The organism is Bradyrhizobium sp. MI1.7 (assembly GCF_055811795.1).
Genome location: NZ_JBVVPO010000008.1, coordinates 91,195 through 117,826, shown reverse-complemented (window position 1 = coordinate 117,826; position 26,632 = coordinate 91,195). Strand labels below are relative to the sequence as shown.

General features: G+C 64.3%; 26 protein-coding genes. 16 read left to right on the top strand and 10 right to left on the bottom strand.

Annotated features, from left to right (window positions below):
* Window positions 1-182 precede the first annotated feature (182 nt).
* Entirely contained in the window at window positions 183-1,850 is a 1,668-nt protein-coding gene (locus AC0L3X_RS11055) for a SulP family inorganic anion transporter (RefSeq protein WP_063981583.1), read from the top strand.
* Window positions 1,851-2,085: 235 nt separating this feature from the next.
* On the opposite strand, the gene AC0L3X_RS11050 is transcribed toward AC0L3X_RS11055, so the two are convergent.
* Window positions 2,086-2,259 carry a hypothetical protein gene (locus AC0L3X_RS11050; protein WP_155257718.1) on the bottom strand — a complete coding sequence of 58 codons (174 nt, stop codon included), beginning with the start codon at window positions 2,257-2,259 and terminating at the stop codon, window positions 2,086-2,088.
* 177 nt (window positions 2,260-2,436) lie between these two features.
* Here AC0L3X_RS11050 and AC0L3X_RS11045 point away from each other — a divergent pair, with 177 nt between their 5' ends.
* The 4 genes from AC0L3X_RS11045 (at window position 2,437) to AC0L3X_RS11030 (ending at window position 6,770) form a co-directional block, all read left to right on the top strand.
* The gene (locus tag AC0L3X_RS11045; RefSeq protein ID WP_224517445.1) at window positions 2,437-3,693 is read left to right on the top strand and encodes an ABC transporter substrate-binding protein; all 1,257 of its coding nucleotides are present in this window, start codon (window positions 2,437-2,439) and stop codon (window positions 3,691-3,693) included.
* A 149-nt stretch (window positions 3,694-3,842) separates the two neighbouring features.
* On the top strand, window positions 3,843-4,772 hold the full coding sequence (locus tag AC0L3X_RS11040; protein WP_063981581.1) for a carbohydrate ABC transporter permease: 930 nt from the start codon (window positions 3,843-3,845) through the stop codon (window positions 4,770-4,772).
* Between the two features lie 3 nt (window positions 4,773-4,775).
* Complete coding sequence (locus AC0L3X_RS11035; protein WP_085399493.1) at window positions 4,776-5,627, top strand: carbohydrate ABC transporter permease; 852 nt, start codon at window positions 4,776-4,778, stop codon at window positions 5,625-5,627.
* Window positions 5,628-5,678: 51 nt separating this feature from the next.
* Window positions 5,679-6,770 (top strand): ABC transporter ATP-binding protein, encoded by a 1,092-nt coding sequence (locus AC0L3X_RS11030; RefSeq protein ID WP_063981580.1) that lies wholly within the window; start codon window positions 5,679-5,681, stop codon window positions 6,768-6,770.
* Window positions 6,771-6,898: 128 nt separating this feature from the next.
* Here the strand turns inward: AC0L3X_RS11030 and AC0L3X_RS11025 are convergent, their stop codons facing one another.
* The 3 genes from AC0L3X_RS11025 to AC0L3X_RS11015 all read right to left on the bottom strand — a co-directional run bounded on the left by AC0L3X_RS11025 (window position 6,899) and on the right by AC0L3X_RS11015 (window position 10,255).
* Window positions 6,899-7,258, bottom strand: coding sequence for a hypothetical protein (locus AC0L3X_RS11025; protein ID WP_063986149.1), 360 nt, complete (start codon window positions 7,256-7,258; stop codon window positions 6,899-6,901).
* A 118-nt stretch (window positions 7,259-7,376) separates the two neighbouring features.
* The gene (locus tag AC0L3X_RS11020; protein WP_063981579.1) at window positions 7,377-8,726 is read right to left on the bottom strand and encodes a Spy/CpxP family protein refolding chaperone; all 1,350 of its coding nucleotides are present in this window, start codon (window positions 8,724-8,726) and stop codon (window positions 7,377-7,379) included.
* A 104-nt stretch (window positions 8,727-8,830) separates the two neighbouring features.
* Entirely contained in the window at window positions 8,831-10,255 is a 1,425-nt protein-coding gene (locus AC0L3X_RS11015) for an FAD-binding oxidoreductase (protein WP_038935153.1), read from the bottom strand.
* Between the two features lie 84 nt (window positions 10,256-10,339).
* Between AC0L3X_RS11015 and AC0L3X_RS11010 the strand changes: the two genes are divergently transcribed.
* Window positions 10,340-10,834: a thioesterase family protein gene (locus AC0L3X_RS11010; RefSeq protein ID WP_063981578.1), complete on the top strand. Its 495-nt coding sequence runs from the start codon at window positions 10,340-10,342 to the stop codon at window positions 10,832-10,834.
* A gap of 129 nt (window positions 10,835-10,963) precedes the next feature.
* Here AC0L3X_RS11010 and AC0L3X_RS11005 read toward each other — a convergent pair whose 3' ends face one another.
* Window positions 10,964-11,134, bottom strand: a complete 171-nt coding sequence (locus AC0L3X_RS11005) for a DUF1328 domain-containing protein (protein WP_014493008.1) — start codon at window positions 11,132-11,134, stop codon at window positions 10,964-10,966.
* A gap of 237 nt (window positions 11,135-11,371) precedes the next feature.
* Here AC0L3X_RS11005 and AC0L3X_RS11000 point away from each other — a divergent pair, with 237 nt between their 5' ends.
* The 7 genes from AC0L3X_RS11000 to AC0L3X_RS10970 all read left to right on the top strand — a co-directional run bounded on the left by AC0L3X_RS11000 (window position 11,372) and on the right by AC0L3X_RS10970 (window position 17,851).
* Window positions 11,372-13,984, top strand: coding sequence for an ATP-dependent helicase (locus AC0L3X_RS11000; RefSeq protein ID WP_473316389.1), 2,613 nt, complete (start codon window positions 11,372-11,374; stop codon window positions 13,982-13,984).
* 8 nt (window positions 13,985-13,992) lie between these two features.
* Window positions 13,993-14,280 carry a type II toxin-antitoxin system HicB family antitoxin gene (locus AC0L3X_RS10995; protein ID WP_063981575.1) on the top strand — a complete coding sequence of 96 codons (288 nt, stop codon included), beginning with the start codon at window positions 13,993-13,995 and terminating at the stop codon, window positions 14,278-14,280.
* 88 nt (window positions 14,281-14,368) lie between these two features.
* Window positions 14,369-14,785: a hypothetical protein gene (locus AC0L3X_RS10990; RefSeq protein WP_063921531.1), complete on the top strand. Its 417-nt coding sequence runs from the start codon at window positions 14,369-14,371 to the stop codon at window positions 14,783-14,785.
* On the top strand, window positions 14,785-15,447 hold the full coding sequence (locus tag AC0L3X_RS10985; RefSeq protein WP_063981574.1) for an OmpA family protein: 663 nt from the start codon (window positions 14,785-14,787) through the stop codon (window positions 15,445-15,447). The genes AC0L3X_RS10990 and AC0L3X_RS10985 overlap by 1 nt, the downstream gene beginning before the upstream one ends.
* Window positions 15,448-15,598: 151 nt before the next feature.
* Complete coding sequence (locus AC0L3X_RS10980) at window positions 15,599-16,135, top strand: Mpo1 family 2-hydroxy fatty acid dioxygenase (protein ID WP_063981573.1); 537 nt, start codon at window positions 15,599-15,601, stop codon at window positions 16,133-16,135.
* A gap of 29 nt (window positions 16,136-16,164) precedes the next feature.
* Window positions 16,165-17,196: an NAD-dependent epimerase/dehydratase family protein gene (locus AC0L3X_RS10975; protein WP_063981572.1), complete on the top strand. Its 1,032-nt coding sequence runs from the start codon at window positions 16,165-16,167 to the stop codon at window positions 17,194-17,196.
* A gap of 28 nt (window positions 17,197-17,224) precedes the next feature.
* Window positions 17,225-17,851 (top strand): methyltransferase family protein, encoded by a 627-nt coding sequence (locus tag AC0L3X_RS10970; RefSeq protein WP_063981571.1) that lies wholly within the window; start codon window positions 17,225-17,227, stop codon window positions 17,849-17,851.
* A gap of 1,127 nt (window positions 17,852-18,978) precedes the next feature.
* Here AC0L3X_RS10970 and AC0L3X_RS10965 read toward each other — a convergent pair.
* The 3 genes from AC0L3X_RS10965 to AC0L3X_RS10955 form a co-directional block, all read right to left on the bottom strand.
* Window positions 18,979-19,185 (bottom strand): DUF2934 domain-containing protein, encoded by a 207-nt coding sequence (locus tag AC0L3X_RS10965; RefSeq protein WP_071910441.1) that lies wholly within the window; start codon window positions 19,183-19,185, stop codon window positions 18,979-18,981.
* Window positions 19,186-19,479: 294 nt separating this feature from the next.
* A complete protein-coding gene (locus AC0L3X_RS10960) occupies window positions 19,480-19,686 on the bottom strand; it encodes a hypothetical protein (protein WP_063981569.1) in 207 nt (68 codons plus the stop codon).
* 323 nt (window positions 19,687-20,009) lie between these two features.
* Complete coding sequence (locus AC0L3X_RS10955) at window positions 20,010-20,573, bottom strand: hypothetical protein (RefSeq protein ID WP_245328559.1); 564 nt, start codon at window positions 20,571-20,573, stop codon at window positions 20,010-20,012.
* A 349-nt stretch (window positions 20,574-20,922) separates the two neighbouring features.
* Between AC0L3X_RS10955 and AC0L3X_RS10950 the strand changes: the two genes are divergently transcribed.
* Window positions 20,923-22,227, top strand: coding sequence for a PQQ-dependent sugar dehydrogenase (locus tag AC0L3X_RS10950; RefSeq protein ID WP_473316388.1), 1,305 nt, complete (start codon window positions 20,923-20,925; stop codon window positions 22,225-22,227).
* 3 nt (window positions 22,228-22,230) lie between these two features.
* On the opposite strand, the gene AC0L3X_RS10945 is transcribed toward AC0L3X_RS10950, so the two are convergent.
* Window positions 22,231-23,055 (bottom strand): aspartate dehydrogenase, encoded by an 825-nt coding sequence (locus tag AC0L3X_RS10945; RefSeq protein WP_063981566.1) that lies wholly within the window; start codon window positions 23,053-23,055, stop codon window positions 22,231-22,233.
* 38 nt (window positions 23,056-23,093) lie between these two features.
* A complete protein-coding gene (locus tag AC0L3X_RS10940) occupies window positions 23,094-24,011 on the bottom strand; it encodes a LysR family transcriptional regulator (RefSeq protein ID WP_063981565.1) in 918 nt (305 codons plus the stop codon).
* A 156-nt stretch (window positions 24,012-24,167) separates the two neighbouring features.
* Here AC0L3X_RS10940 and AC0L3X_RS10935 point away from each other — a divergent pair, with 156 nt between their 5' ends.
* Together AC0L3X_RS10935 and AC0L3X_RS10930 are read left to right on the top strand one after the other, a co-directional pair.
* Window positions 24,168-25,466 carry an MFS transporter gene (locus AC0L3X_RS10935; protein ID WP_063986148.1) on the top strand — a complete coding sequence of 433 codons (1,299 nt, stop codon included), beginning with the start codon at window positions 24,168-24,170 and terminating at the stop codon, window positions 25,464-25,466.
* Window positions 25,467-25,487: 21 nt separating this feature from the next.
* Entirely contained in the window at window positions 25,488-26,561 is a 1,074-nt protein-coding gene (locus AC0L3X_RS10930) for a tartrate dehydrogenase (RefSeq protein ID WP_063981564.1), read from the top strand.
* Window positions 26,562-26,632 lie beyond the last annotated feature (71 nt).

Sequence of the window (26,632 nt, the reverse complement as noted above, 5' to 3'; positions counted from 1 at the left end):
TTGGGGGGGGGGGGGGGGGCGCCTGGGGGGGGCCCCCGGGGCCTCCATGGGGCGTCGCAGTTGGGGGCCGGGGGGGGGGGCCCCCCCCCCCCCCCCCCCCCGCGTCCGAGACACGCAGATCGTGGACATTCGCGAAATGCTGTAGTCTGAGCGACGCCAGCCTTTTCGGGGATTCCATATCGATGCCGCACGACGCGCCCGCCAAGAACTCATGGCCGCTGTTCCGGTCACTCGCGTCCTATTCCCTGCCCGGCGACCTCATGGCGGGACTGACGCTGGCGGCGATTGCGATCCCAGAGCAGATGGCCACGGCGCGGCTCGGTGGTTTTGCGCCGCAGATCGGCTTCTTCGCGTTCATGGCGGGCTCGCTCGGTTTCGCGCTGCTCGGCGGCAACCGCTTCCTGTCCTGCGGCGCGGATTCCACGATCACGCCGATCTTCGCCGGCGGACTTGCCGCGCTCGCTGCCACCGGCTCGCCTGAGTATCAGGGGCTTGCGATCGCGCTGGCGCTGATGGTCGGCGCGATGATGCTGGCCAGCGGCGCTTTCCGCCTCGGCGGCATCGCCAATCTTCTGTCCGTGCCGGTGATGGTCGGCTTCCTCGCCGGCATCTCCGTCCACATCATCGTCTCGCAACTGCCGGGCGTGCTCGGGCTTCCATCACCAAGCGGGCCGACACTCGAACGCATCGGCGTGCTCGCGACCGAACTCGGCCGCACCAACCCGTTCACGCTCTGCATCGGGCTCGGTGTGCTCGCCGTGGTCTTCATCGCCGAGAGGGTCAGCGCGAAAATTCCGGGTGCGCTGATCGGGCTCGTCGCCGCGACGCTGGCCACAATCGCACTCGGCCTCGAAAGCAAGGGCGTCAGCGTCGTCGGCGCGGTGCCGGGCACGCTGCCGCGACCGACCTTGCCTGACCTTGCACCGGAGCTGTGGGTGCGCCTGGTGCCGCTCGCCTTCGTCATCACGGTCGTGGTGATGGTGCAGACGGCCGCGACGACGCGGTCGTTCCCGTCCGATCCCGACAAGCCTGCCGATGTCGATCGCGATTTCCTCGGTGCGGGCGCTGGCAGCGTGCTGTCCGGCCTGTTCGGCGCGTTTCCGGTCAATGCCAGCCCGCCGCGAACCGGGATCGTCGCCGAGACCGGCGGACAATCGCAGCTCGCGGGCCTTGCGGCCGGGGCAATCGTGCTGGCGCTGCTCGCGTTCGGGACGGGGCTGCTGCAGCACGTTCCGGACGCCGCGCTCGGCGGCATCCTGCTGTTCGTGGCGCTGCGGATCATCCGGGTGAAGCAGATCGCCATGATCTACCGGCAATCGTTCAGCGAGTTCCTGCTGATCGTCGCCACTGCCGCGCTGATCATCGTGCTGCCGATCCAGCAGGGCGCCTTCCTCGGCATCGTGCTGTCGCTGCTGCACGGCATCTGGAGCACGACGCGCGCGCGGCTCGTCGAGTTCGAGCGCGTGCCGGGCACCACGATCTGGTGGCCGGCGCATCCGCACATCACCGGCGAGCGCATCGCCGGCGTCGCCGTGATCGGGCTCCAGGCGCCGCTGTCCTTCCTCAACGCGCCGGGTTTTCGCAGCGACGTGGCCAAAGTGCTCGGCACCTCGACGCCGCAACTGCTGGTGCTGGAGGCGAGCGGCATGGTCGAGATCGACTTCACCGCCGCGCAGATCCTGCTCGACGTCTTCAAGGCGTGCAGCGAACAGGGCGTCACCGTCGCACTGGCGCGGCTGGAATCGGTGCGCGCGCAGAACGCGTTCGAACGTTTCAGACTGTTCGACGCCCTGCCCCGCGAACACGTCTTCCACAGCGTCGATGAAGCCGTGCGCAAGCTGGCGAAATAACCACCGCCTTCACTCGGTCCGCCGCCCCAAAAGGGAGCGATACTTTTGGTCGCCGGCCAGTTCGCGGAGTAAGACCATGGCCGCCGCGTCAAAGCTAGCACTTGATTTCCTGCTGCGACGGGCGACAATGATGTCGCGCCAGCTTCCGGTACCGAACTTCATATAAGACGGGGAAAACCCGCTTGGCCGCGGCTATACCGTCGCTGCGCGGGAGGGATCGTTATGACGGTAGGGTTCAAGCGCTGGCTGCAGCGCCGACATGATCCAGGCCGCCGATCGTATCGCCGTTACGATTGGGTGCGATGCAATCGCGCCGCTGCTCCGCGAAGAACGCCCCCTGGTTCGCGGCGAACTCGCCACCCCGGCGCTGCAAGTGGAACGCCACCAAATGATCATCGAGCCAATACATTGCGGACGTTGTCGCGGGCGCATGCGTTGGGCCACGGAGGCGCGATAGACTGAAAGAGACTCCAAGCCGGCGTTAGACTGGCCAAAGGATATTAGCTCAGACACACCGAGGGAGGAATGCATGACGACGGTAACCCGACGTAACATCCTCAAGGGCGGCACGGCGCTTGTGGGCGGCATGGCCGGCATCCTGGCCACTGGCAGGGCTCCCGTTTTTGCACAGGGCACCACGGTACACTGGCTGCGTTGGAATGACTTCGTGCCAGCTTCCGATCAGCTATTGCGCAAGGAGCTCCTGCCTGCTGCCGAGAAGGCGCTGGGAATCAAGATCAATCTTGAGACTGTGAATGGCAACGACCTGCAGCCGCGCATCACCTCGGCGATCCAGTCGGGCTCAGGTCCCGACATCATCATGCTCTTCAACAACCACCCGCAGATCTATTCGGAGAGCGTCATCGACCTGTCCGACATCGCAGGTCGTGTGAGCGAGGCCGAAGATGGCTATTATGATCTGTGCAAGTCCAACTCCGCCGACGGCCAAAAATGGATCTCTTTGCCGTGGACCATCGTCGGCGCCATGATCGCCTACCGAAAATCCTGGTTCGATGAGATCGGCTCATCGACCTTCCCGGACACTTGGGAGAAGTATCGCGAGGTTGGCAAGAAGCTCAAGGCCCAGGGCCGGCCGATCGGTCAGACGCTCGGCCACACGTTCGGTGACGCGCCGACGTTCAGTTACCCGTACATGTGGTCGTGGGGCGGCACCGAGGTCGAGAAGGACGGCAAGACTGTCAACATCAACAAGAAAGAGGTCATCGAGTCCGTCAAGTTCATGACGGCTTTCTGGAAGGAAGCCCACGACGAGGGCGGGCTTGCCTGGGATGACACCAACAACAACCGTGCGTTCCTGTCGCAAACCATCTGCGCCACCCTCAACGGCGCTTCGATCTACATCGAATCGCTGCGCAACCCCGACAAATATATTACTGAAAAAGGCGCACAGCTGAAGACCGACATCCAGCACTCGCCGTTGCCCAAAGGCCCGGCCGGCCAATTCGCCATGCACACCTATTTCTCTCACGTCATTCCGAACTATTCGAAGAATCAGGACGGTGCGAAGGCGTTGTTGAAGTGGGTCCATACCAAGGCGAACTACGAGCCTTGGTTCGTCTCCCAGAAAGGTTTCGCGACACCGCCGACCCACGAATGGGAGAAACACAAGTTGTGGGAAGAGGACAAGGTCATGGCGCCCTTCAAGATCGCCGGCCTCCTGGGTCAGACGCCCGGGTACCCTCTGCCCTCATCAGGCAAGAAGGCTGCCGAAGTGCTCACCAAATACATCATCACAGATATGTACGCCAAAGCGATCCAGGGCGCTCCGGCGGAGGATTCCGTGAAATGGGCGGAAGTCGAACTCAAGAAGGTCTATTCTTGAAAGTACGTGCGCAGCACGTCGCACGGCTGCGAAGTGGCTGCCGCGCGCCCCGCGTCTCGGACTTGTACGGTGCGCCGTCTCTCTGTGAGGCGGCGCGATCAAAGTTTCGCATGACGCGTCTGTTGGCGTGCGCTTAGAGGTGAAGCGAGATGGCGATCGCCGAGACCCAAGTCTACATGCCGCAGGCGCCGCGGCCCAGAATCCGGCTGCTTGAGGACGAGCGTTGGCTCGCATTCGTGCTGCTGGTGCCGACCCTGGCGCTGCTCGGTACGTTCATCGCCTATCCGTTCTTGCGCGGCATCTTGTTGTCGGTGACCAACTCGCGCGTCGGCGTTCCAGGCGAGTTCGTCGGCCTCGCCAACTTCTACAAGATCTTCAATGACGGGATCTTTCGCACCTCCGTCTACAACACGTTTCTTTATACGGGCGTAACCACCGTCTTCAAGCTGGCGCTCGGGCTGTGGCTGGCCATGCTGCTCAACCGGAATTTCCGCGGCAAGGCTTTCACCCGTGCTTTCATCCTGCTGCCCTTCATCATCCCGACCGTGCTCTCGACTTTCGCCTGGAAGTGGATGTTCGACCCGACATTTAGCGTCCTCAATTGGCTCCTCTACCATCTCGGTTTGATCAGCGGTCGGATCAATTGGCTTGGCGATCCAGACCTCGCCATGATCTCGATCATCATCGTCAACATCTGGCGCGGAGTGCCATTCTTCGCCATCAGCCTGCTCGCCGGCCTGCAGACCATCAGTCCCGAACTTAGCGAGGCCGCCGCCATAGACGGTGCCAGGCCGTGGCAGCGGTTCTGGCACATCACCTGGCCCCTGCTGCTGCCCGTGACCATGGTCGTGGTGCTGTTCTCGGTGATTCAGACGTTCGCCGACTTCCAGATCGTCTATGTGATGACAGGCGGCGGACCAGCCAATGCAACGCACCTGTTCGCCACCTACGCCTATCAGATCGGCATCGGCACCGGCCTCCTAAGCGAGGGCGCTGCCATCTCGCTCGCCATGTTTCCGGTCCTGTTTCTGGTCGTCATCATCCAACTTCTCTACATCCGCCGCGTGGAGGTCCGCTGAGCCATGATCGAGGGCGCAAGGTGGCGAAAGTGGGCGTTCTTCTACGTCCCCATGGCGATGTTCCTGCTTTTCCTGCTGTTCCCGTTCTACTGGATGGTGATCACTTCGGTGCGGCCGGACGGCGAGCTTTACCGACCCTGGAATTCGATCAACTACAATCCGTTCTGGACCTGGAACCCGACCTGGGACCATGTCAGGTACCTGTTCGAGGAGACGCTGTTTGCATCGTGGCTGTGGAACACGACGTTCATCGCGCTCGCGTCAACCGCCATCTCGCTCGTGTGCGGCGTGTTCGCCGGCTATGCTCTCTCGCGGCTGAACTTTCCATTTGCAGGCAGCCTGGGCACCGGCATCTTCATCACCTATCTGGTGCCTCAAACGCTGCTCTTCATTCCGCTGGCAGAGATCATCCGCAACTATCGGCTGGGTGACACGCCCTGGTCATTGATCCTGACCTATCCGACCTTTCTCATTCCGTTCTGCACCTGGCTCATGATGGGCTACTTCAAGGCGGTGCCCAAGGAGCTCGAGGAATGCGCGCGCATTGACGGCGCCTCGCGCTGGCAGGCCATGCTCTACATCGTCATCCCGGTGGCGATCCCGGGCATCCTCTCGGCCGGCATCTTCGCTTTCACCCTGTCGTGGAACGAGTTCATCTACGCACTTGTCTTCCTGTCCTCGCCTGGACAGAAGACCGTGCCGGTCGGCGTCACATCGGAGCTGATCCGCGGCGATGTATTCTTCTGGGGACCGCTGATGGCTGGCGCCCTGCTCGGATCGATTCCGGTTGCTATCGCCTATTCGTTTTTCGTCGAGCACTACGTCGCAGGACTGACTGGATCGGTGAAGGGCTGACAGCACCCCGGATCATCAGGAAAGTGGGCATGCGGAAGGCGGGTGGAGCGAATGGGCCAGGTCGTCCTCAAGGGGATCAACAAGTTCTACGACAGCGTGCACGCTGTCAAAGACGTCAATCTGCAGATCCGCGACAAGGAGTTCGTGGTGTTCGTCGGACCGTCCGGCTGCGGCAAGACCACGACGCTGAGAATGATCGCCGGGCTTGAAGCGATCAGTTCCGGCGACATTTCCATCGACGGAAACGTGGTCAATGAATTGGCGCCGATGGACCGCGACATCGCCATGGTGTTCCAGAACTACGCCCTGTACCCGCACATGAGCGTGCACGACAACATGGCGTTTGGCCTGAAGATGCGCAAATTCGAAAAGCCCGAGATTGACAAGCGCGTGCGGGAGGCGGCCGACATCCTCGGCATCGGTGAATTGCTAACGCGCAAGCCGCGCCAGCTGTCCGGCGGCCAGCGCCAGCGCGTGGCGTTGGGTCGTGCCATTGTGCGTCACCCCCGCGTGTTCCTGTTCGACGAGCCGCTGTCGAACCTCGATGCCAAGCTGCGGGTACAGATGCGCGTTGAGCTCAAGAAACTGCATCTCCGTCTCGGCACCACCGCCATTTACGTTACCCACGATCAGGTCGAGGCCATGACGCTGGGTGACCGGGTCGTCGTCATGAAAGACGGCGTGGTCCAGCAAGTGGGGGAGCCGCTCGAACTGTACAATCAGCCCGCCAACAAGTTCGTCGCCGGCTTCATCGGCTCCCCGGCCATGAATTTCGCCGCCGTTACGGTGACCGAGGCGAACGGATCGCTGATTGCCGAGAACTCCGGCCTGCGCATCAAGCTGCCGGACGAGACCGCGCAGCGGCTGCGCGGCCATATCGGACGCGAGGTCATGCTCGGCGTGCGGCCGGAGGACCTTACCGTGGCGGGTAGCGCTGATCTCGGCCACTCATGCTTCGATGCTGTGATTGAGGTGGTCGAGCAACTCGGCTCGGAAATCCTGCTCGATATGAAGGTCGGCGAGAGTATCATGGTGGCGAGCGTCGAGCCGACCGCGAGGGTGAGGGTGGGCGACAGGCTGCGCGTTGCCATGCGGCCTTCCAGGCTTCATGTTTTCGACGCGCAGACCGAGGCGGCCATCTAACCCCGGCAGAGGATCAATTCCACCGGTGAGCGGGAATTCGCCTTCTTGTCACCAGCTTCGATGACGCCCGGAGAGCTCGATGGCACTTGGCTCGTTGCCGGGCACACCGGATTTACGAGTACACGCCTCTAGGCCAGGGTCGGATGATCCCGCTGTATCGCCTCACGGATCCAGCTGGCATGGATCGCGCGAAACAGGATCTGCGCGGTCTTGAGGTCGTTCGCTGTCATGCAGAGATCGACGATGCGATGGACGGCGGCGTCGCGCATCAATCCATCCGAGATCTTCATCGCGATTTCCATCGCCACCTTGGCCGCGCGTTCATAGCGCTCACCTTCGCGCGTGTCGTTGCGCGCCGAACCGGCCGCGCTCGCGGCTGCGGCGTCACAAATCGCGCGGATGCGCTCGGCGGCCTCGATGTCGCCGAGCGGTCCTTCGATCGTCTCGTCCCAGATGTCCGCCGGCTTCTGCTTCGCGAACCACTTCATCGCCCCGTCACCAATGGTCTTCCAGCCGCCGTAGTTCCGCGCTCCCGCCTCGCCCAGCATAGAGAGGCCGATCGAGATCGGCGAGGCGATTTTTCCGCCACGCATTATCGATATGCAGTCAGGACGTCCGACGTGGTCCGATGGCCTCGAACTGCGCCTTCTGCTCGTCATTCAGCGTGGCGTAGAAATCCTCCAGCGCTGCGCGAACCGACTTGACGCCGTCGAGCATCGTGTCGAGCCGCTTGCGAACCGCGGCCATTCGCGCCGGCGGCGTCATCACGTCGCTGGGCTCGCAGGCCGCCTTGAGCGATGCGCTGACCTTGGCGCTGGTATCCTGGAGCACCTGTAGCGCGGCGCGCTGAGTGTCGTTGGGATGAAGCCTCGCGTCGATGTCAGTGCTGGGCCAATCGAGCGCAGCAGGCGTCGCGCAATTCTGGACCAGCGATCCCCCGGTGTTGCTGGAAGCCGTCGCACGACGCTGATCCTCGGCCAGCGCATTGAAGCGCGCCTTCTGCTCGTCGGTGAGCGAGCCGTAGAATCGATCGAGCGCGGGCTGAACGAGATCGACGGCTTTCTCCATCGCCTCGATGCGCTGCTGCATCGCCGTCAGCCGACCTGGCGCTGTCGCCGCGACCTGCGACGGGCAGGACGCGCGGATCATCTCGGACGCCTGGATCGAGGCATTGCCGAGTTCGTCGAGGCTTGCGCCTTGCGCCTCGGTCGGCTGCACCGCGGCGGCGATCTGGTCGATCGGCAGACCGACGATTTCGCGGCGGTCGCTGCCGCAGAGCCGATCCAGCGGGACGCCGCGCGCCTGGCGCCGTCCCACCGGCCGCTGCGGCAGATAGGCCGAGAGACCGTCATAGCCGTAGGGCCCGAAGATGCCGGCATAGATGTCCGGATAGCCGTAGCCCCAGAAGCCGAGACCGTCGCCCCAGATCGTGTAGTCGTAGAGATCGTTGTAGGCGAACGGCCAGAACAGCGGTCCGACCCAGCCATAACCGCCGCCCGCATGTTGCCACCACCCGCTGCTGGCGCCGTGCCAGCCGGCCAGTGCGGCCGCCGCTGCGATCTGGGCTCGCGCGGCCGGATTGCTGATCAGACGGCCGTTGCGGAAGGCGCTGGAATGCACGTTGAGGGCGTTGCGAAAATTCGCAGGACGGACGGCCGCATTGCGGATCTGGCCGAAGTTCGGGCCGCGATGTCGCGCGCCAGTTGCGAAGCGGGGCCCGCCATGATGCCCGCCGCCATGCGCGTGCCCGAAGCCATGACCACCAAAATGGCCGCCTCCATGATGACCACCACCATGATGACCGCCGCCGTGATGGCCGCCACCATGATGGCCGCCGCCATGCCCGCCTCCGTGCCCACCACCATGGCCGCCACCGTGCCCGCCCTTGCCCAGAGCCGTGCCCGCCAGCATGCAGGCAAGCGCCATCACGGCAATTCCAATGACAGGTCGCAACATCGCATCCTCCCGCAGAGCCGCGCCATCGAGGCATCGGAAATTGACGGAATTGGAACCGGCCTGACTGCCGAAAGTTCCGCGACCGCGACGCAGCGGACGGCGCGCTATGCCTCCGGCACGATCTTGCCGGGATTGAAGATATTCAGCGGATCGAGCGCCTGCTTCAGCGCCCGCATCGCGTCGAGCGCTTCGGGGCCGAGTTCCGCCTTGAGATATTTCTGCTTGCCCTGGCCGATGCCGTGCTCACCGGTGCAGGTGCCGTCCATCGCCTGCGCGCGCTCGACCAGGCGATGCATGAACTCCTCGCCGCGCGCCATCTCGTCGGCATCGTTGGTGTCGCAGACCAGCGAGCAGTGGAAATTGCCGTCACCGACATGGCCGACGATCGGCGACAGCAGGTTGAGGCGCTTGAGATCTTCCTCGGTCTCGCCGACGCAATCGGCAAGCCGCGAGATCGGCACGCAAACGTCGGTTGCAACCACGCCGATGCTGTCGCCGGGACGCAGCGCCTTCACCGACCAATAGGCGTCGTGCCGCGCCTGCCACAGCTTGGTGCGATCCTCCGGCTTGGTGGTCCAGGAGAAATCGCCGCCGCCGCAATCCTTTGCAATCTCGCCGAACGCCTTGGACTGCTCGCCGACCTCGACCTCGCTGCCGTGGAATTCCATCAGCAGCAACGGCGTTTCCGGCAGCGTCAGCTTCGAATAGGCGTTGCAGGCCTTCACCTGCGCGGCGTTGAGCAGCTCGATGCGCGCCACGGGAATGCCGGTCTGGATCGCCAGGATCACGGCCTGACATGCCCCGTGCACGGTCTCGAACGACACCGCACCGGCCGCGATTGTGTCAGGGATGCCGCGCAGGCGAATGGTCAGCTCGGAGATGATGCCGAGCGTGCCTTCGGCGCCGACGAACAGATGCGTCAGGTCGTAGCCGGCAGAAGATTTCTTGGCGCGCGTGCCTGTCGTGATGATCTCGCCGTCGCCGCGCACGACCTTCAAAGCGAGCACGCTGTCGCGCATGGTGCCGTAGCGCACCGCGTTGGTGCCGGAGGCGCGGGTCGAGGCCATGCCGCCGAGCGAAGCATCCGCGCCGGGGTCGATGGGGAAGAACAGGCCCTGGTCGCGCAGATGCTCGTTCAGCGCCTTGCGGGTGACGCCGGGCTGGATCACGCAGTCGAGGTCCTCGGCGTGCACCGCGAGCACCTTGTTCATGTCGCGCAGGTCGATCGAGATGCCGCCGGCGGGCGCGTTGACCTGGCCCTCGAGCGAGGTGCCGGTGCCGAAGGCGATGACGGGCACGCGGTTCTTGGCGCAGATCCGCACCACGTCCTGGATGTCGGCGGTCTCCTGCGCCATCACCACGCCGTCCGGCGGCTGGTTGACGATCCATGTGGTGGTATGGCCGTGCTGCTCGCGAACGGCCTGCGAGGTGATGAGGCGGTTGCCGAACCGTGCGGCAAGCTGCTCCAGCGCGCTTGCGAGGGCTTTCGGCTCAACCCGCGGCGGATTATTGGTGATGGTCGTACCCACGGACATTCCTCCCGACAGAAGAACCGTGGCAAAGGACATCTGACCGGTCAAGTCAAGCGACCGCGCGCATAGCAGGAAAGACACATGCCGGAGACCGCCGCTGCCGAGCCGTTCCGCTCGTCGATCATGCAGATCGAGCCGCAATGGATCGACTATAACGGCCATCTCAACATGGCCTATTACAACGTGATGTTCGACCGCGCGATCGACCAGATGTGGTTACAGCTCGGGATCGGGCCGGGCTACATGAAGGAGCGAGGCGGCTCGACCTTCACTGCCGAATGCCATGTGCGGTATCTGCGCGAAATCCACCTTGGCGATCCCGTGCAGGTGTCGGTCTGGCTGCTCGAAGCCGACGACAAGCGGCTGCATACGTTCCAGGAGTTGCGGCACGCGACCGAAGGCTGGCTGTCGGCGACCTCCGAAAACATGTCGCTCCACATCGACATGGGCTCGCGAAAGGTGGCGGCCTTTCCGCCCGATATCCGGCAGCGCATCGCAGCCGTCGTCGGCGCCCACGGCGCCCTGCCGCGGCCCGAGGGCATCGGCCGGAACGTGGCGATGCCCTCGAAGCGGTAGCTGAACAGCTCGCTCTAACCCCTCATCCTGAGGAGCCCGCGAAGCGGGCGTCTCGAAGGATGCAAGGCCACAGTCGGGCCTTCATGGTTCGAGACGCGCGTTCCGCGCTCCTCACCATGAGGATCACACCTATATCCTTCGTCCGCGCGCTAGTCCCACCACGGCCGAGACCAGGAACAGCACGACCGCGATGAAGAAGATGATCTTGGCGATCTCGATCGAGGCGCCGGCGATGCCGCCGAAGCCCAGGATGCCGGCGATCAGTGCGATAACCAGAAACGTCACAACCCAGCCTAGCATGGTCAAATCCTCGTCTTGATGTCTGTCTGCGTCGGCGCGGCTGGCCGCGCCACCTGTCCAGACAATCTCGACGCGGGAACGATGGTTCCGGCCCACGCAAGCTGGAAATTCGCCCTCGCGGAGGGAACAAATCGGCCCGCCGCGCACGTGGAAAACCTTGCCCCGACGCCCCATATAGGCAGCAATCCCTGTTAAGAAGGCTCCCTTCCACCACCCCGCGGTGCCATCGTGGGGCCAATGATTCGCATGACCGAGCCGAGCAAGATCACAAGCGTACCCGACCACCAGCCCGCAGCCGGCGGCATCGCCGCGCGTGCGCGCGCCTCCGTGGGCCCGAAATATCTGTCCGGGCTCAATCCTGAGCAGCGCGACGCCGTGGAGACGCTGGACGGCCCGGTCCTGGTGCTGGCCGGCGCCGGCACCGGCAAGACGCGCGTGCTGACCACGCGCATCGCCCACATCCTCAGCCAGGGCCGCGCCCGCCCCGCCGAGATCCTGTCGGTGACCTTCACCAACAAGGCCGCGCGCGAGATGAAGCATCGGCTCGGCCAGATGCTCGGCCATGCGGTCGAAGGCATGCCGTGGCTCGGCACCTTCCACTCCATCGGCGGCCGCATCCTGCGCACCCATGCCGAGCTGGCGCAGCTCAAGTCGAACTTCACGGTGCTCGACACCGATGACCAGGTGCGGCTGCTCAAGCAGCTTTTGCAGGCCGACAACATCGACGACAAGCGCTGGCCGGCACGCATGCTGGCCGGCCTGATCGACGGCTGGAAGAACCGCGGCCTGACGCCGTCGCAGGTGCCGTCAGGCGAAGCCGCCGTGTTCGCCAACGGCAAGGGCGGCAAGCTCTATGCGAGCTACCAGGAGCGGCTGAAGATCTTGAACGCCGCCGATTTCGGCGACCTGCTGCTGGAAGACATCCGGATCTTCCGCGAGCATCCGGACATCCTGCGGCAGTACCAGCAGCGCTTCAAATTCATCCTGGTCGACGAATATCAGGACACCAACGTCGCGCAATATCTGTGGCTGCGGCTGCTGTCGCAGGCGCCGACGGCTTCTTCCTTCGCGTCTCCCCGCGTGCGCGGAGAGGCCGCATCGCAAAGCGATGCGGGTGAGGGGGACTCTCCGCAGACTGAACTCGTGGAGACGGCCCCTCACCCCGACGCTCTCAGCGCGAGCGAAGCTCGTCGCGACCCCGCAAGCGGGGCGAGGGAGCAGATGCCCCACGTCAAAAACATCTGCTGCGTCGGCGACGACGACCAGTCGATCTATGGCTGGCGCGGCGCCGAGGTCGACAACATCCTGCGCTTCGACCACGATTTCCCCGGCGCCAAGGTCATTCGCCTCGAGCGCAATTACCGCTCGACCGGCCACATCCTCGCCGCCGCCTCGCATCTGATCGCGCACAACGAAGGCCGGCTCGGCAAGACACTGCGCACCGAGGACCATGACGGCGAGAAGGTCACCGTCACCGGCTCGTGGGATTCGGAAGAGGAAGCCCGCGGCATCGGCGAGGAGATCGAACAGATCCAGCGCCAGGGCGACAAGCTCAACGAGATCGCGATCCTGGTGCGCGCCTCCTACCAGATGCGCGAATTCGAAGACCGTTTCGTCACGCTCGGCCTGCCCTACCGCGTGATCGGCGGCCCGCGCTTCTATGAGCGGGCCGAAATCCGCGATGCGCTGGCCTATCTGCGCGTCATCAATTCACCTGCCGACGATCTCGCCTTCGAGCGCATCGTCAATGTGCCCAAGCGCGGCCTCGGCGACGCCACCGTGCAGATGCTGCACGACCACGCCCGCAAGCGCCGCATCCCGCTGTTCGAGGCGGCGCGCGCGGTGGTCGAGACCGACGAGCTGAAGCCGAAGGCGCGCGGAAGCTTGCGCGACGTCGTCGCCCAGTTCGACCGCTGGCGTGCCCAGCGCGAGGTCACCGCGCACACCGATCTCGCCCAGATCGTGCTCGACGAGAGCGGCTATACCGAGATGTGGCAGAAGGACCGATCGGCCGACGCCGCGGGCCGGCTGGAGAACCTGAAAGAGCTGGTGCGCTCGATGGAGGAGTTCGAGAACCTGCAGGGGTTTTTGGAGCACATCTCGCTGGTGATGGATCGCGACGGCGGCGCCGAGGAAGACGCGGTGTCGCTGATGACGCTGCATTCGGCCAAGGGTCTCGAATTCGACAACGTGTTCCTGCCCGGCTGGGAGGAAGGCCTGTTCCCGAGCCAGCGCACGCTGGACGAACAGGGCCGTGCCGGCCTCGAGGAAGAGCGCCGGCTCGGCCATGTCGGCCTGACCCGCGCGAGGCGCCGCGCAAAGATCTATTTTGCGACCAACCGCCGGATCCATGGCACCTGGTCGACCACGATCCCGTCGCGCTTCCTCGACGAATTGCCGTCCGCCAATGTCAAGATCACGGAATCCAAGGGCGGCTCGGCCTGGGGCGGCACCGGCGGCTACGGCGCCTCGCGTTTCGACGACATGGAGGCGTTCGGTTCCACCTATTCGACCCCGGGCTGGCAGCGCGCCCAGGCCAACCGGAACCGGGGCGGTGGACGCAGTGGCGGCGGCCAAGGCGGCTTCGAGGAACAAGCCTCGTCGTTCTCCTCCTCATCCGGCCCGGATTTCGGCAGCTTCTCCTCACGCCGCCGCGGGCCGATGACGATCGAGGGCGAGCTGGTCGCCAAATCCACCGGCACCACCTCGGAATTTTCCCTCTCCGACCGCGTCTTCCACCAGAAATTCGGCTACGGCCGCGTCACCAAGATCGACGGCAACAAGCTCACCATCGCCTTCGACAAGGCCGGCGAGAAGAAGGTCGTGGACAGTTTTGTGCAGCGGGCGTGACGCCTGATATGCCTCAGTACGTCGCCATCATCGAGGACGCCGACCCGGACGACGCCGTCAGCTTGTGGTTTCCGGACTTGCCGGGCTGCATTTCCGGCGGCGACGACGTCGACGAGGCCCTGGAGAGTGCGCCCGAGGCGCTCGCATTTTATGCGCAGGAGCTGAGCGCGGACGGCCGCCAGCTTCCCCCGCCGCGGACGTTGGACGAGCTCAAGGCCGACCCTGCTGTGGCCGACGACCTCAGGAAACACACGGTCGCCCTGATCGAATGGCCGCCCCTCCCTGAGGCCGAGTGAGGACTGTTCGCCGCACTGGCCGGACGTTCGACAGTTCTCGCCCGAACGCCCCTTGACCACCGCGAACTTCCCCGTATCAGATGCGCCCATGGTCCGGGGCTCCATCACACTGATCTTGCTGGCATTGGGGATGCCGTCGCTAGCGGCGGCGGAGACCATGAGCTTTGGCGATTCGATCGGGCTCCTGGCCAAGAGCTGCGGCGCGGAAATCGTCGCCAATTGCCGCGGCGTCAACCCGGACTCGACCCGGCTGAAAGAGTGCCTGTCCCGCAACCGCGACGTGCTCTCCCAGCAATGCCAGAGCGACTATCTCGGCGCCTTCGATGCCATCCAGAAGCGCGTCGCCGCGCGCGTCACGGTGGCGAACGCCTGCCAGCGCGAGATCGTCAAGGTCTGCGGCGGCTCGACCAAGGAGACCAGCAAGTCGATCCCCTGCCTGGTCTCGACGCCCAAGGGCATCAGCAACAACTGCCTGAAGGCCGTCGACGACGCGGGGTATCGGTGATGCGCGCGAACGGAATCGCCATCACGCTGGTCGTGGTCTTGGCCCTGCTCGCGGGCGCAGCAAGCGCGCAGACGGCGGCGCCGACCCGTGACGACATTGTCGGCAAGCTGAACCATTTCGAACAGGCCGCCGAGGTCGACCTTCCCGCGCTGAAGCAGCAGGTGATGGAGCGCGCCAAGGCCAGGATCAAGAACGATCCGGGTCCGGTGAACCGCCCGCTGATCGCGCCTGACCTCGCCAACCTGCCCGCCTTCAACGCGCAGATCCAGTTCGACGCCGACACGCCGATCATCCAGCCGGCGTCCTATCAGACCGTCGGCCGCATCGCGGACGCGCTGGTTAACTCCTCGCTGCTGCCGTACACGTTCCTGATCGTCGGCCATGTCGAATCCAATGCGAAAACGCGCGAGGCCAATGCGATCCTGAGCCAGCGACGCGCCGATGCGATCCGTGACGTCCTGGTGAACACGTTCAAGATCTCGACCAAGCGGCTGCATCCGATCGGCCTCGGCGAGGAGCAGTTTCTCGACCGTGCCAAGCCGACCTCGGCGGTCAACGGTCAGTTGCAAATCCTGACCTATGCCAAGGTGCCGGAGGAGGCGCCTGCGCATCCGGCTGCGGCGCCCGGGCCTGCGGCGAAAAAGCCCGCCAAGAAGCGCTGAGCAAGATCGCTTCCCCTGACGGAACTCTTTGAAGTTCCAACCGTTTTGCGGCCTGTCGAAAGCGCAACAGCCATGCTTTGCGCGACACGCGAGCCGGTTTGTGCACTGCCCTATCAGGTGCTATAGCCAGTTCTCGCCCTTCCCCGACCCCATGCTGCACGAGACCGAGATGGCTGGTTATTTTCAACGCCAACTGGCCGATTACGTCGAATATCATCGCGATCCCTGGAACTGCGCGATGCACGTGGTCGGAATCCTCCTGCTCTTCACCGGCGCCGTGCTGCCGCTCACCCTCGTGCGTTTTCCCATCTTCGGGATCGAGGTGAGCCTGGCCGTGGTTGCGGCCCTGCCGGTGCTGGTTTACTGGCTGATGCTGGACGCCGGGATTGGACTCGGCATCCTTGCCGCGATGACCGTGCTGCTTTCGGTCGCAACCGCAATCGGCAATCAGGCCTCGATCGTCATGATGTGGTCGATTTTTGCGGTGCTGATCGGATCTGGCGTCGCAGCGCAGATCGTGGGCCACAGGGTTTTCGAGGAACGGCAGCCGTCGATGGTCGACCACCCCGCGCATTTCCTGCTTGGACCGATGTTTGTCATGGCGAAATTATTCATTGCACTGGGCTTCCGTCGCGACCTTGCCGCGATTTTGGCGCCTGTTCCGACCAATTCCCTTTCAACCCGATAGCTCTAGAAGCGAAACAGCAAACCTTCTGCATGGCTCTCGTACTGGTTACCGGTGGCAGCGGCTTCATCGGACATCATCTCGTAGAAGCGCTCCGCGCCCGTGGGCAGCGGGTACGCGTTCTCGATGTCCGTGCGCCGGCCGCGGCGAACGCCGACGTTGAACACGTCCACGGCTCGGTGCTGGATGGCGCCGCGGTCGACGCCGCGATCGCCGGTGTCGATCAGGTCTATCACCTCGCCGGCCTGCCCGGTATGTGGGTCGCCAACAAGCAGGACTTCCACGACGTCAATTGCCGCGGCACCGAAATCGTGCTTGCCGCGGCGATGAGGCGCGGCGTGTCGCGCTTCCTGCACTGCTCGACGGAATCGATCCTGTTCCCCTATTCCGACCTCAACGGCGTTGCCGCAGAAGAGGCGCTGCAGCCGGCCGATGCGATGCCCGGCGCCTATACGCGGTCGAAGTCGCTCGCCGAGCACCACGCCGCGAAGGCGGCGGCCGCGGGCTTTCCGCTCGTGATCGGCACGCCGACCATGCCGATCGGTGCCGCCGACCACAACCTGACGCCGCCGACCGCGATGCTGTGGTACTTCCTCCAGAAGAAGGTGCAGCCGCATCTCAACTTCCTGGTCAATCTCGTCGATGTCCGCGACGTCGCGATGGGCCTTGTGCTGACCATGGAGCGCGGCCGCATCGGCCAGCGCTACATCCTCGGCGGCGACTGCGTCCCGCTCGGCAACATCCTGCGGATGATGTCGGCGATGAGCGGCCGCCGGCAGTTCCCGGTCGTCGTGCCCGGCAAGATCGCCGAGCTCTCCGCGATCATGCTCGAATCCATCTCCGATCGCATCACGCGCCGGCCGCCCAACGGCACCGCCGAGGGCGTGCGCATCGCGCTTGCCGCGAGCGACCTCTCGATCGGCAAGGCGCGCACCGAGCTCGGCTACGCGCCGCGCCCGATCGAACCGGTCTTGCGCGAAACCATCACCCATCTGCTCGCCCGCAACGGCCAGCGGCCCTCCGGCGCCATCGAGCATCACGCGCTTTCCTCGCGCGCGAGCTAAGGCCTCCGCCCAAACGCAAAGAACCTTCATGTCCTTCGATTTCAGCAAGCTTCTCTCCGTGGCCTGGGGTGGCTGGACCACGACCTGGCCGACCGAACTCCTGGCCTTGATCTGGCTCGCCTTTCTCGCCAGCTGGGTCGGCGCCTCGTTCTGGCAGGGCCGCACCCAGAAGCAGGTCATGACGCTGGAGTCGCAGCGCTATCGCCTGCCGATCCTGGTCGGCGGAATCCTGTACACGCCGTGGGTTGCACAGGTCCTGGGCTGGAAGCCGCTCTGGGTGCTCGGCAACACCGGCATCTACATCGCCGCGGTCCTCTCGGCCGCCGGCATCGCCTTCGCCTGGTGGGGCCGGCTGCATCTCGGAAAATTCTGGTCCAACACCATCACCCACAAGGAAGACCACCGCGTTATCGACACTGGCCCCTACGGCATCGTGCGTCACCCGATCTACACGGGACTGATTGCAGGCATGCTCGTCACCGGCATCGCGATCGGCCTCGTAACGACGATCCTCGGCGCCATCCTGATCTCGCTCGGCATGTGGCAGAAGGGCCGGATGGAAGAGGTGTTTCTGTCCAAGGAGCTCGGCGAAGACGCCTACGGCGCCTATTGCCGTCGCGTGCCGATGATCATTCCGTTCCTGTCGCCGCGGTGAAGCGTCCTGAAGGCGCGGTCGCTGCGTTCCGCTTTCTCTGCACGACGTTACTGCTAGTGTCGGACTTGCGCTCGATCCAAGCTTTACCATCAGTCGCTTGCTTGTCAGCCAAGCAAGCGACGATACGAAATATCTCGCAGGACGAGAGCGGGTCTGCGAGGGCATGCGGCCTAGCCCTAGCCGGGGTTCCAGAGGAGTGATGTCCGTAAACTGACAACGCTACGGAGAAGCCTATTATGCAGTTGTCAAAGGTCGCCGCGTTGGCGCTCATCGCTAGCTGTCCAAGCCTACTGTCTGTATCTCGGGCGGCGGCCGTTTCTGAATGCTCAATCTCTGGCACACTAGCGGATTGGGGCGAGAACTCGACGGCCGACATTGACCTCACGTCCGGAGGAAGTTGCCAATTTCCAATCCAGATGCGCGGCACGGTGAGTGGCTCGGACATCTCTCAAAAGCCGTCACACGGCAAGCTGAGAAGGCTCAACCTGTCTACGTTCGAAGGCTAAATATAAGGGTAGCGATACCTTTGCCATCAAAGCGACGGGGCAGGGACCGACAGCTTCTGGCATGTCGGTAATCACTGTGCACGCGACGATCAAATAGCGTTCCTCGCTCGATTGCATGGTGAACGCGGAAGCAACAGCCGCCCGATGTCTCGCGCCAATGGCACCACAATGAAAAGGGACCATCGGAGTAACCGATGGTCCCAAAAGCCTCAAAGGCTCTTCGCTGGCAAAGGCCTTGCCGTGTCTTGCCAAGTTGGGCTGCGAGCAGACTTGGCGGGCTGCTTGCAGGGTTGATGCTCGCTCTACGCTGGCCTTCTGGACCCTGGCCTCTTTGACGCTGGCCTTATGGACGCTGGTCCCGTCGGACACTGGTTGCCATGGGCTCTGGTCACGTCGGCGCTCGTCGCTCTCGGCGCTGGATGGTGCGAGAAACCGACTCGATCAACCAATGCCAATTGAACTGCCGACCCGACGAATAGTCTAGGTGTTGTTGTCTGTTCCTCTCGAAGAAATTTGGGTTAGCGAGGCTGCCAATTCCCGCATCGTTGGATGTCATTTCTAACGACGACCGGCAGCCCGCCGACCGAATTGCGAATGGCGCACGTCCTCGCGCTGGACCCGTCAGCGCGAGTTTTGCTTTTTCGGGGATCGCACCCTTCTGGCGGGCTTTGTCACTGCGATGTCAGCCACAGCAGGGTTTGCGACTGACGCCTCGAGAATTTCGTATTGAGCATGCATCCAATGGACTTCCGCCTTTCCGTCGGGTTGCCCATCGGCGACCCAGAGGTGGTAGGCGCGCTCGCGAATTGCCTCTTCCAGATTTGGCATGGGATTTTCCTTGCGAATGATCCGCCCGGCCCCAGCCAAAAGACTTGCTCTCGTAGGGTTAATGAAATCTTAACGGGGCAGCGGAAGCCAAGCGTCGCGCGGGTGCCGCTCAGGGGCGGTCGGCGCTCATTGCGAGAGATCTCGGCAGCGCTCGCGGACGCAGGTCGCAACGAACGGTAATCCGCATGCGGCGACCGGCATCAAACTCATGCTTACCGAGGGTCGACGAGGCCGTGCACGGGCCGCCTCTTTTGGGGGCTCGGGGCTCGATTGACACCAGCACAGCGAAACTAGTCAGTCGATTGGCGCGAGCCGTGCGTTCCACCGCGCCGCAAGGTTTTTGATCTGCTCGAAATGCAGGATCGCCGGTTCACCCTCGCGGACGATTGTCGTCCGCTTGCGTTCCTTGGGTGGCAACGTCATCGCGCGCGATACTGCCGCGCGCAGTTTCATCGAGCCGTGATCTGTCAGGGTGACGAGTTCTTCCGGGTCAAGGGCCATGGGTCCACGCCTACGCTACCGGCTGGCCCGCAAGCCAGCACACGCGCCCCGAATGCCCAATTCTCCAGATAGCCCAACATGGTTAATAGTTCGTTATCGTTTGGCTCTGTCATTTGGATTGGCGCGCGGGTCACGCGGCGTCTTGTCCCGCAAGTAAAATGAGCCTCTCAGGCTGCACCAGCCCCTGTTTGGATCGAACCCAATCCCAGCCGATTTCAAATGCTAAAGGAGGTGGCTACCGCCAGGCTTGCAGCAGGGGTAGTTCGCCCGCTCCGCGCCTGCCCGCGCGGTAGCCCCCAGTGAGTCATTGCAGTCGCAATCGATCAGGCTACCGCTGCCAACCTGCCATCGGCATGCGGGTTTGCGCAAAGCAGACGCTTGCGAATGGCCTCTTCAACGAGCGCGAGCGCTTCCTTGGCTTGTCGCGCTTCGGCTTCCGCAACTTCGGCGCGAAGCTCTACGGCCGTCAACTTATCCTTTTGAGCTTCAATGCAGCACTGGGCTTGCTCCAGCGCTCGGCAAGCATCTTGCAGCTTAGTTTGGGTGGCTACGGTGAGTTCACGCTGTGCCCGCTCGGCGGCCTCCGCTCGCCCTTCGGCCAGCCGCAATCTTTCTATGGCGCTCGTGCAAAGTGATTGGGCACGGGCTTCGGTCTCGCGGGCGTGCTTCTCCATATCGCGGAAGACATCGGCCGCTTGATATACCAGATCGAGAGCTGTTGCTCCCTTGTCTGGTGCCAGCGGTGAGGGAAAGCTCAGGATGCCCTCATCCCCTCCAACTGGCGCTCTGGAACCACGCTGCGCCATGCAGTTCAAGCTCGTCGCGAACACATATACACGGGCAGTATCATGAATAGCTATGGTTAACGGATGGTTAAACAGTTGCATGCCTGGAGATGTCGTCACGGCGCGCGGCGGGCAATGGCACCGAAAATTAGTCAGTTCTTTGGGCGTGCCTAGCGTAGCAGCAGAGGCTCGCGCCGGCGGCTGGACCGGCACATCGGCCGCTGACTTTCCTCTCCATGCAAATTTGGTCGGCTGCCATTCCTCGGGAATAGGCGCTGATCGAGTTCCGTAACGGTTGACCTTTTTGCCGCTACCCAGTTGGATGCGCGCGCAAAAAGGCACGACGACATCCCATCGTGGATCTGGAGAGGTCGACGATAAGGTCTGAGCCCGCGCGGGGCTTTGGGCGATCCGTCGTTGGACTGTGCCGTACGTTCAACAGGGGATTTCCATGACCTTTTCCAGCATCTTCGCGCAGTTCGTCGCGCTGATCGGCGGTGCCGCGCTGCAATGGCGGCGGCTGTCGGGCACCGCGCCCGCGCCGGCCTGGGGCCAGGCGCCGGCGATTCCCGAAGCGAAGCCGCAGGGGGCGCTGCCGACCTTGAAGATGCCGACGGCCAGGGGCTGGAGCGAGGGCCAGAAGCCGACGGTCGCCCCCGGGCTCAAGGTCAATGCGTTCGCAACCGGGCTCGACCATCCGCGCTGGATCGAGGTGCTGCCGAATGGCGACGTGCTGATCGCGGAGGCGACGCAGATTGCGGGCGCGCCGAGGTCGGTGTTTCACTATGCGATGCAGGCGACGATGCGGCGCGCCGCAGCGCTCGGAGTCAGCGCCAACCGCATCACGCTCCTGCGCGACAAGGACGGCGACGGCGTCGCCGAAGTGCGCGGCGCCTTCATGGAGAACCTCAGCCAGCCCTTCGGCATGGCGCTGGTCGGCAACACATTCTATGTCGGCAACACCGACGGCGTGATGGCCTTCCCCTATGTCGCCAATGCCGACCGCATCACCGCGCCGGGCAAGCGGCTCACGACGTTCAAGCTGAGCGGCCATTGGACGCGCAGCCTGCTCGCAAGCCCCGACGGCAAGAAGCTCTATGCCGGTGTCGGCTCGCTCAGCAACATCGCCGAGATGGGCATGGAGGTCGAGGAAGGCCGCGCCGCGGTCTATGAGCTCGATCTCGCCGCCGGCACGCATCGCATTTTTGGTGCGGGACTGCGCAACCCGGTTGGACTCGCGTGGGAGCCCAATACGAACGTGCTCTGGACCGTCGTCAACGAGCGCGACGGTCTCGGCGACGAGACGCCGCCGGACTATCTCACCTCGGTGCGCGACGGCGGCTTCTACGGCTGGCCCTATTGCTACTGGGGCAAGACGGTCGACGATCGCGTGCCGCAGGATCCCGCGATGGTCGCCAAAGCGCTTCAACCGGACTACGCACTCGGCGGCCACACCGCTTCGCTCGGCCTGTGCTGGATGCCCGCAGGGACCCTGCCCGGCTTCCCCGACGGCATGGTGATCGGCCAGCACGGCTCGTGGAATCGCAGCACTCTCTCGGGCTACAAACTGGTGTTCATCCCGTTCGAAAACGGCAAGCCCTCCGGCCCCAGTCGCGACATCCTGTCGGGCTTCCTGTCCCCGGACGAGAAGGAATCCTACGGCCGTCCGGTTGGCGTCGTGATCGGACCCGACAAGAAGTCGCTGCTGATGGCCGACGACGTCGGCAACGTGATCTGGCGCGTCACGGGCGCGTAGAGGTTACGTCCCGACACAAAGCGTGGCGCGCTGCTTGCGTAGCAGCGCGATCACGGAGAGCGCCGTGATCAGGCCCGTCTTGGGATTCTCCGACGGGATGTTCTCGATCGACATCGAGAAGCGCGCCGAATCCGCCTCGACTTCGATGCGGTGAACGTTGCGCGTCACGGTCGGATCGGCCCAGATCTGCACGGAGGTGCGGTCCGGCCCGACGCCCGCGAGCGACAGCGCGACCGCGACGTTGAGATTGGCTGGAAAGCCCTTTGCGGCCTCGCGCGCGGTGCCCTCGAACAGTTTGAGCGGCTCGCGTAGATTGTCGATATCGATGTTGTTTTCGACGATGAAGGGCGCGCCCTTCAGACCGTCGATCGGCTTGCGCGTCACCATCTTCACCGAGTTGATGGTGCCGATTGCGGCGGCGTTGACGGCGTCCAGCCCGATCAGCGCTCCGGTCGGCACGATGATGCGGCCGCCATTGGCGCGGGCGAGATCGACCAGATCAAAATTGTCGAGCAGTCCGCCGACGCTGACGACGACGGCGGCCTTGCCGCGCTTCACCGCGGGCTCGACGATCGCGCGCAACTGGCCGCTCGGCGCGCATTCGACCACGATATCCGCGGCGTCACCGAGCTGATCGATCGGCAGCACGGATGGCGCACGACGCAGGCCGCCCAGAAACGCCTGATGCTTGGCGGGATCACGCACGGCGACAGCGGACAGCGTCAGCCCCTCGATGCCCTGATCGAGTGCGGTCGCGATCTTGGTGCCGATCGAGCCCAGGCCTGCGATGGCAACCCGCAATTCGTTCGAAGCTTTCTGTGCAGTCATCGCGTCCCACCTTCTCGCCAGGCCAATGTCATAGCCGCTCACGCCTCCCGCGCATAGCTGCGCAGGCGCGCCTCCAGCACCGCCAGCATGGCATCGCGGGCCGGGTCGCGCGAACCGCGCAGCCATGCGGCGGCAAGCGGCAGCCGGCCGATGGGGCCGCTCTGCTTCGGCCGCAGCGGCACGAAGCGCACGCCTGATACCGCCATCCGCGTGGTCCAGCGCGGCACGATCGCAACGCCGAGCTTCGTTGCCACCAGATGGATGATGGTCTGCTTCTCGTCGGCGACCTGCACGATGCGCGGCGTCAGCCCGGCCTGCTCGAACAGCTTGATCGTGAGGTCATGGCTGTGTGGCCGCGAGCGGCGGTCCGGCACCAGCATCGCCTCGTCGGCGATCTGCGCCAGCGTGATCGACTTGCGCTCGGCGAGCGGGTGGCGTTGCGGAAACGCCACGATCGCGGTCTCCTGGAGCAGATCGCGGAATTCGAGCCGCTTGTCCGCACTGTCGGGCGGGCGGACGAAGGCGAGATCCAGCGCGCCGGTCAAAATCTTCGGCAGCAGCCGGACGGTCTTGTCTTCGAGCAGCTGCACCGCGATCTCAGGATGCTTGTCGCGGAAATCGCGCAAGAGCGGCGGCAGCAATCCCGCTGCCGCGCTGTCGATGGCGCCGACCCGCAGCCGCCGCGCGGCGCCGGCACGCGAGCGGTTGCGCAGATTGCTCTCAACCGCCTCGACCTTGGCGAGGATGGCGCGGGCATCGCGCAGCAGCGTCGAACCGTCTTCCGTCAGCGACACCGCGCGCGTGGTCCGTGCGAACAGCCGCGTTCCCAGATCTTCTTCCAACAGCCTGATCTGCCGGCCGAGCGCGGAGGGCAGCATCTGGAGCTGCTGCGCCGCATGGCCGAAATGCAGCCGCTCGGCCGCCGCCACGAAGCATCGCAACTGATGCAATTCCATCCAAGGTCCTCTCGTCTCGCCAGGCGAGGATTATATCATTTTTTTGTATAAACCAGCGCCAATTGAGTATGCCTCCTTCCCCCGCCTAGGCTCGTTGCCGGCGTGGACCTCCGGGTCCGCCGATACAACAACAAACCGGAACTCGAGGAGGCCAGGGTGGCGAGCGAGATTCAGACGCGCGTGCTGCGCAAGATCACCTGGCGCATCGTTCCCTTCATCATGCTGCTGTACTTCGTGGCCTTCATCGACCGCGTCAATATCGGCTTCGCCTCGCTGACGATGAACAAGGACATCGGCCTGTCGCCCACCGTCTACGGCTTCGGCGCCGGCATCTTCTTCTGGGGCTATTTCCTGTTCGAGGTGCCCTCCAACATCATCCTGCACAAGGTCGGCGCGCGGATATGGATCGCGCGGGTGATGATCACCTGGGGCCTCGTGTCGGCCGCGATGGCCTTCGTGCAGGGCCCGACCAGCTTCTATGTGCTGCGCTTCCTGCTCGGCGTCGCCGAAGCCGGCTTCTTCCCCGGCATCATCCTCTATCTCTCCTACTGGTTCCCGGCGCGCCAGCGCGCCGCGGTGACCGCGCTATTCATGGCGGCGGCGCCGCTGTCGACCGTACTGGGATCGCCCGTCTCCGGCGCGCTGCTGGAAATGGATGGCCTGTTCGGCTTCAAGGGCTGGCAATGGCTGTTCGTGCTGGAGGCGCTGCCGGCCGTGCTGCTTGGCTTCGTTGTGCTGGCATTCCTCACCGACCGCCCGGAAAAGGCAAAATGGCTCGCGGACGACGAGCGGCGATGGCTGGTCGATGTCATGAATGCGGAAACCACCAGCAAGGCCGCGACCGCGAGCCACAGCATCTGGCGCGGGCTCGCCGATCCGCGCGTGCTGGCGCTCGCGCTCATCTATTTCGGCACCTCGGCAGGCCTCTACACGCTCGGCGTCTGGGCGCCGCAGATCATCAAGCAGTTCGGCCTGTCCACGCTCCAGGTCGGCTTCCTCAATGCGCTGCCGGCAACCGCCGCCGTCGTCGCCATGGTGCTGTGGGCGCGGCATTCGGACCGCACCGGCGAGCGCACCTGGCACGTCGTGCTCGCCTGCCTGCTCGCGGCCGTGGGGCTCGCCTTTGCCGGGCTTGCAACCGGCGTGGTCACCGTGCTGGTGGCGCTGGCGCTGGTGAACATCGGCATCTCCTCGGCCAAGCCGCCGCTGTGGAGCATGCCGACGCTGTTCCTGTCCGGCCCCGCGGCCGCAGCAGGGATCGCCACCATCAACTCGATCGGCAATCTCGGCGGCTTCGTCGGACCCGCCATGATCGGCTGGATCAAGGAGCAGACCGGCAGTTTTGTCGGCGGACTCTATTTCGTCAGCGGCCTGCTCGTTCTCTCCGCGGTCCTGACCCTGCTATTGTCGCGCGCGCAGACCGCGCCCGTCGAACCCGTCCCGCAATCCCACTGACATCTCAAACGGAGCATCTTCATGCGCACCCATTCGATCGCAGCAATTCCCGCCGACGGCATCGGCCCCGAGGTCATCTCGGCCGGAATCCGCGTGCTGGAGGCTCTGGCAAAACGCAGCGGCGACCTCGCCTTCAACGTCAAGACGTTCGACTGGGGCTCGGACTATTACAAGAAGCACGGCGTGATGATGCCGGCCGAGGGCCTTGCCGAGCTGAAGAAATTCGACGCGATCTATTTCGGCGCGGTCGGCGCGCCTGATGTGCCCGACCACATCACGCTGTGGGGCCTGCGCCTGCCGATCTGCCAGGGCTTTGACCAATACGCCAATGTGCGCCCGACCAAGATCCTGCCGGGCGTCGCCTCGCCGCTGCGCAATGTCGGCGTCGGCGATCTCGACTGGGTGATCGTGCGCGAGAACTCGGAAGGCGAATATGCCGGCATGGGCGGCCGTGCGCACAGGGGCCTGCCGGAAGAAGTCGGCACCGAGGTCGCGGTGTTCACCCGCGTCGGCGTCACCCGCATCATGCGCTACGCCTTCCAGCTCGCGCAGTCACGCCCGCGCAAATTCCTGACCGTCGTGACCAAGTCGAACGCGCAGCGCCATGGCATGGTGATGTGGGACGAGATCGCAGCCGAAGTTGCGGCCGAATTCCCCGACGTCACCTGGGACAAGATGCTGGTCGACGCCATGACCGTGCGCATGACACTGCATCCAAAGAGCCTCGACACGATCGTCGCGACCAACCTCCACGCCGACATCCTCTCCGATCTTGCCGGCGCGCTCGCCGGCAGCCTCGGGGTGGCGCCGACCGGCAACATCGATCCGCAGCGCCGCTTCCCCTCGATGTTCGAGCCGATCCACGGCTCGGCGTTCGACATCACCGGCAAGGGCATCGCCAACCCGGTCGCGACCTTCTGGACCGGCGTCCAGATGCTCGAGCATCTCGGCGAGAAGGACGCGGCAATGCGGCTGATGTCGGCGGTCGAGCGCGTCTGCGCGGCCGGCGTGCTGACGCCCGATGTCGGCGGCAAGGCGACGACGAAGGAAGTCACGGACGCCGTGATCGACGCGATCCACGGGACGAACGTGTAATCGCTACTCGACGTGGGGGGGGGGGGGGGGCCGGCCCGGGGGCGTTTTTGGTGAAAAAAATAACCCCGTTG

Coding starts and splice junctions, on each gene's coding strand:
- AC0L3X_RS11055 (WP_063981583.1), top strand. CDS start 183: ATGCCGCACGACGCGCCCGCCAAGAACTCATGGCCGCTGTTCCGGTCA.
- AC0L3X_RS11050 (WP_155257718.1), bottom strand. CDS start 2,259: ATGTATTGGCTCGATGATCATTTGGTGGCGTTCCACTTGCAGCGCCGG.
- AC0L3X_RS11045 (WP_224517445.1), top strand. CDS start 2,437: ATGGCCGGCATCCTGGCCACTGGCAGGGCTCCCGTTTTTGCACAGGGC.
- AC0L3X_RS11040 (WP_063981581.1), top strand. CDS start 3,843: ATGGCGATCGCCGAGACCCAAGTCTACATGCCGCAGGCGCCGCGGCCC.
- AC0L3X_RS11035 (WP_085399493.1), top strand. CDS start 4,776: ATGATCGAGGGCGCAAGGTGGCGAAAGTGGGCGTTCTTCTACGTCCCC.
- AC0L3X_RS11030 (WP_063981580.1), top strand. CDS start 5,679: ATGGGCCAGGTCGTCCTCAAGGGGATCAACAAGTTCTACGACAGCGTG.
- AC0L3X_RS11025 (WP_063986149.1), bottom strand. CDS start 7,258: ATGAAGTGGTTCGCGAAGCAGAAGCCGGCGGACATCTGGGACGAGACG.
- AC0L3X_RS11020 (WP_063981579.1), bottom strand. CDS start 8,726: ATGTTGCGACCTGTCATTGGAATTGCCGTGATGGCGCTTGCCTGCATG.
- AC0L3X_RS11010 (WP_063981578.1), top strand. CDS start 10,340: ATGCCGGAGACCGCCGCTGCCGAGCCGTTCCGCTCGTCGATCATGCAG.
- AC0L3X_RS11005 (WP_014493008.1), bottom strand. CDS start 11,134: ATGCTAGGCTGGGTTGTGACGTTTCTGGTTATCGCACTGATCGCCGGC.
- AC0L3X_RS11000 (WP_473316389.1), top strand. CDS start 11,372: ATGATTCGCATGACCGAGCCGAGCAAGATCACAAGCGTACCCGACCAC.
- AC0L3X_RS10995 (WP_063981575.1), top strand. CDS start 13,993: ATGCCTCAGTACGTCGCCATCATCGAGGACGCCGACCCGGACGACGCC.
- AC0L3X_RS10990 (WP_063921531.1), top strand. CDS start 14,369: ATGGTCCGGGGCTCCATCACACTGATCTTGCTGGCATTGGGGATGCCG.
- AC0L3X_RS10985 (WP_063981574.1), top strand. CDS start 14,785: ATGCGCGCGAACGGAATCGCCATCACGCTGGTCGTGGTCTTGGCCCTG.
- AC0L3X_RS10980 (WP_063981573.1), top strand. CDS start 15,599: ATGCTGCACGAGACCGAGATGGCTGGTTATTTTCAACGCCAACTGGCC.
- AC0L3X_RS10975 (WP_063981572.1), top strand. CDS start 16,165: ATGGCTCTCGTACTGGTTACCGGTGGCAGCGGCTTCATCGGACATCAT.
- AC0L3X_RS10970 (WP_063981571.1), top strand. CDS start 17,225: ATGTCCTTCGATTTCAGCAAGCTTCTCTCCGTGGCCTGGGGTGGCTGG.
- AC0L3X_RS10965 (WP_071910441.1), bottom strand. CDS start 19,185: ATGCCAAATCTGGAAGAGGCAATTCGCGAGCGCGCCTACCACCTCTGG.
- AC0L3X_RS10960 (WP_063981569.1), bottom strand. CDS start 19,686: ATGGCCCTTGACCCGGAAGAACTCGTCACCCTGACAGATCACGGCTCG.
- AC0L3X_RS10955 (WP_245328559.1), bottom strand. CDS start 20,573: ATGCAACTGTTTAACCATCCGTTAACCATAGCTATTCATGATACTGCC.
- AC0L3X_RS10950 (WP_473316388.1), top strand. CDS start 20,923: ATGACCTTTTCCAGCATCTTCGCGCAGTTCGTCGCGCTGATCGGCGGT.
- AC0L3X_RS10945 (WP_063981566.1), bottom strand. CDS start 23,055: ATGACTGCACAGAAAGCTTCGAACGAATTGCGGGTTGCCATCGCAGGC.
- AC0L3X_RS10940 (WP_063981565.1), bottom strand. CDS start 24,011: ATGGAATTGCATCAGTTGCGATGCTTCGTGGCGGCGGCCGAGCGGCTG.
- AC0L3X_RS10930 (WP_063981564.1), top strand. CDS start 25,488: ATGCGCACCCATTCGATCGCAGCAATTCCCGCCGACGGCATCGGCCCC.